Origin of the sequence: uncultured Eudoraea sp., assembly GCF_947258525.1 — a bacterium.
GTDB lineage: Bacteria > Bacteroidota > Bacteroidia > Flavobacteriales > Flavobacteriaceae > Eudoraea.
Window position 1 is genome coordinate 1 of the sequence record NZ_CAMYIP010000031.1, and the last position, 3998, is coordinate 3998.

At 37.0% G+C, this 3998-nt stretch carries 5 protein-coding genes and 1 tRNA gene; all 6 read left to right on the forward strand.

The features are described 5' to 3' along the window. Positions 1–14 precede the first annotated feature (14 nt). Positions 15–96, forward strand: a tRNA-Leu gene (locus tag Q0X89_RS02330). 549 nt (positions 97–645) lie between these two features. Beyond that, a complete protein-coding gene (locus Q0X89_RS02335) occupies positions 646–1206 on the forward strand; it encodes a YceI family protein (protein ID WP_297690999.1) in 561 nt (186 codons plus the stop codon). Between the two features lie 430 nt (positions 1207–1636). After that, on the forward strand, positions 1637–1984 hold the full coding sequence (locus Q0X89_RS02340) for a hypothetical protein (RefSeq protein ID WP_297691000.1): 348 nt from the start codon (positions 1637–1639) through the stop codon (positions 1982–1984). Positions 1985–2468: 484 nt separating this feature from the next. Then, on the forward strand, positions 2469–2639 hold the full coding sequence (locus tag Q0X89_RS02345; protein WP_297691001.1) for a DUF6747 family protein: 171 nt from the start codon (positions 2469–2471) through the stop codon (positions 2637–2639). Positions 2640–3037: 398 nt separating this feature from the next. Continuing rightward, positions 3038–3208: a DUF6747 family protein gene (locus Q0X89_RS02350; protein ID WP_297691002.1), complete on the forward strand. Its 171-nt coding sequence runs from the start codon at positions 3038–3040 to the stop codon at positions 3206–3208. A 94-nt stretch (positions 3209–3302) separates the two neighbouring features. Continuing rightward, a partial coding sequence (locus Q0X89_RS02355) for a DNA polymerase IV (protein WP_297691003.1) occupies positions 3303–3998 on the forward strand: 696 nt, incomplete at its 3' end.

Genomic DNA, 3998 nt, shown 5'->3' on the forward strand with positions numbered 1-3998 from the left:
TTTGCAGTCCCTTTGCCTCGGTGGCGGAACTGGTAGACGCGCTGGATTCAAAATCCAGTGTCTTCGGACGTGTGGGTTCGATTCCCACCCGAGGTACATGTAAAAGCCCTTAAATAATTGATATTTAGGGGCTTATCATTTTATGACTAATAAATAGCAAACAGAATTGCTTAGATAAGCCCAGATTTGACTCATATTTGGGGTAATCAATTAAATCTCCTTAGGAACCATTACTTTCTTTAAAACTTTATGGATAAATCTGGTACAGTATTCCCTCTTTCCAGCACTTCTTGTATTCACTGAAATAAACGGTTTTTGTTCTACCATGTTTCAACAACCGCTAGTGAAGACTAACATAAAAAGTATTACTAAAAATCCGCCCATAATGATGAATTGTAAATTGGGCTATAAAAAAGCCAGATACCGCGAATTGAACTGATATTTTTAAGTTGGATGTGGTTTAATTTAACATTCTGTTGTTTACTGGAGTATTATTGTCGTTCGCAGAAAATTTGAATAGTCTCTGATTCAAAAAAAGGATTTTTGAGCATTGATTAAGTTTTTTAATTCCATGGAAAAAAGTTCTGATAAACAATAAAGACTTAACCCTCTAATATCATTTACAAAAAATTAAATTCAAACACTATGAGAAAAGTAATCTTAATTTTATCGTTCGTCGCTTTTGCGACAGTTACGGCACAGGATACCTGGAAGGCCGATAATGCGCACTCCAAAGTAGGTTTTGCCATTACCCATTTGATGATTTCCGAAGTAGAAGGCCATTTCGGGGAATTCGACATCCAGGCCACGGCCGATGAATCTTTCAGTGAGCCCAACTTTACTGTTGATATCAAGACGACCAGTATCGATACTGACAATGATCGCAGGGACGACCATTTGCGCAGTGCCGATTTTTTTGATGCGGAAAAGCACCCTTCCTTGGCTTTCAAGACCACCTCTTTTGAGAAAACAGGGGAAAAGACATTTAAGCTTACAGGCGACCTAACCATGCACGGCGTGACCAAGCCCGTTATCTTGGAAGGTAAGTTGAATGGTATCATTACCGATCAGCGCAGCCAAAAACTAAAGGCCGGACTTAAGTTGACTGGAACGGTTGACCGTTTGGCCTTTGGTGTAGGTGGCGACACCCCCACTTTAGGTGATGAGGTCAATATGACCATCAATTTGGAAATGGCGCAGCAATAGAAAATAGTTGGTGTTTGTTAGTTTGGAGAACGGTCAAAATGGAAAAATACAGAAAGCATATAAAGATGTTATTTCTTTATCTGGTCTATTTGGCCATTCTCCTTTTTTTAATAAAAACTTGATAGCCCAAAATATCTAAACCGGAACTAAAATAAAACCTAAAGAATTTCTGACCAAAAGTATGGTGGGCTTGGGAAGAGATCACCAAGAAACATGGGCATGAGTTAAAAACCATGACTAAGGCTAGGTTTTCAAATACAAACTGGTTGGAATCTATTAGTAAGTAATTCAATCCCACGTGAGGTACGAAGCCCCCAGAATTGCACGGGGTCTTTTTTATTATAAAAGACATCTTTTTTGCCATATCTATTTCTATCTTGTGAAATAATCTTTAACTTGTTACCTTATTAATCAATTAAACCTAGATTCAATGAAATTAATAGATAGCGAAATAGACCATTATTGGGTTCACTTTCAGTCAGGAGGAGCTGAGAAGAGCAAAGTTTATCCACGCGCCCTCGTAAAATGTTATAATAATGATGATTTTGTGGTACAGCTGAACTTTTATCCTGATGGTAAGGGCATCCCTGCAAATAGTTACGATAAAAGAAATAAATTAGTGTACTTGCGCTACCCTATTTCAATGTTTCCAAATATTATTGATATTCTGAGAAATGAAAAACCAATTTATTTTAGTTATTCTATAAACTTGAATATGGGCTTCATCAGAACTGGGAAAGAGCCTATAGGAGAAGGAGATACCGATGCTGATTTCTAGCAAAACTTTTTTAAGGTATATCATTACAAGATGGATTAATAGAAAATGATAATGCATTAGAAATATAATAGTTGCAAATCAATAGTTTATTTAATTTTTATTAACCCTCCTGAAGGCCCGGAGGGTTTTTTAATTTGCTGATTCTCCTGATATATTCCATCTAAACCCTCATACATAATTTATTCCATATCAATTGTAAAAAGATTAGTCTGTATACCAATTATTATTAATTTCAGGGATGACTTTTATGGTTGTTTCAATGTAGGATTTCTAACTAGAGCATATATTAAATGCCATTGGTCGGTATTTTCTATTTGTTTAACTAATTGAAGCAATAACTTCTTTCGCTATAAACTGCGACAAATCCCGTTCTTCTGAATCAAAACTGCATTACATCAATTTATAGTGTTGTTAGTCTATAATTTCAAATAAGACTTTAAAGAATACGGAATTTGAGATCATATTAATTTTTACGATTTGGGATATGAAAACAGCTTTACTTATTAAAGAAATCTATTTAGAAGGTTTCAGGAATTTGGGGAATATTATTGTGCAGAAGTATTTTAAGGCTTTTGCCTGGTTTAGTTTTATAATGTTTTTTGTGGTCCTCTACGCCTTTATTTTCAGGGTGTATACAGGATTTGCATTTGATTAATTACTAACTTAAATATAGTATTATGGCTCAAAGACATAAAGGATTTAGTTTAATCGACTTTTTTGTAGCAGCAGGATGTTTGTTTATTTCTGTGATGATGTTTATGATAATGACAGCCGCAGGAGTCCAATAAAGCAGATCTAAAGTAGCCACTTGGCTCTTTAGAACTATGGCGGATTAAATAACCAACCTAAATAATAATTAATCCCTGTACGGTTTATCCTTACAGGGATTTTTTTATTGCTTCCAATGCATTCCTTAGAATCTCTATTCCAGGTTTACTGTTTAAAAATTGCGCATTTTATCCGGGAATTCTGTTCCCTTGGCTAAAAGAATGGCAAAAAGCTAAACTTAGAACGGCTTTTGAAGTCTCATAAGTGAATTCTAAAATTAGTGTTATGAAAACGATAGAATTACTTAGGGAAATTTATTTGGAGGGATTCAGGAATTTAGGAACCCTTATTATTCGAAACTATTTTAAACTTTTTGCATGGTTTAGCTTTGCAATGTTCCTGATCGCGCTCTATGCATTTATCTTTAGAGTGTCTACAGGATTTGCATTCGACTAAGGATATAGAAACCTGTAAAAAAGCATAAAATAAATATGGAAATAATCCAATAAATTGGAAATATTCCATAACTTAGCTGTCCTTTTAGACAGTTATGCAAAAGACCATTCTTCATCTGGATCTGGATACCTTTTTTGTATCCGTAGAGCGGCTCATTAATTCCGAGTTGCAAAACAAACCCCTGCTGGTGGGTGGTACCAGCGATAGAGGAGTGGTAGCTGCATGCAGTTATGAAACCCGGGGTTTTGGGATACATTCCGGGATGCCCATGAAAATGGCAAGGGAACTTTGCCCTGAAGCCGTTGTCATCCGGGGTAACGCGGGTACCTATAGCAAGCACTCCGATCTGGTTACCGAAATCATCAAGGAACAGGTCCCGGTTTTTGAGAAATCGAGTATAGACGAGTTTTACGCAGACCTTTCCGGCATGGACCGCTTTTTTGGCTGCTATCACTACGCCTCAGAATTGCGAAAAATGATCATTAAGGAAACCGGCCTCCCCATTTCCTTCGGGCTGTCTGTAAACAAAGTAGTCTCTAAAGTAGCTACCAATGAGGCTAAACCCAACAACCAGCTGAAAGTAGATTTTGGCTATGAAAAACCCTTTTTAGCCCCGCTCTCTAACAAAAAAATTCCTATGGTGGGCGATAAAACCTACCAGACACTCAGAAACCTGGGGCTTAGAAAAGTAAAAACCGTACAGGAAATGCCTATAGACCTTATGCAACGGGTACTTGGGGCTAACGGTGCCGTAATCTGGAAACGAGCTAACGGGGTAGACAATACCCCC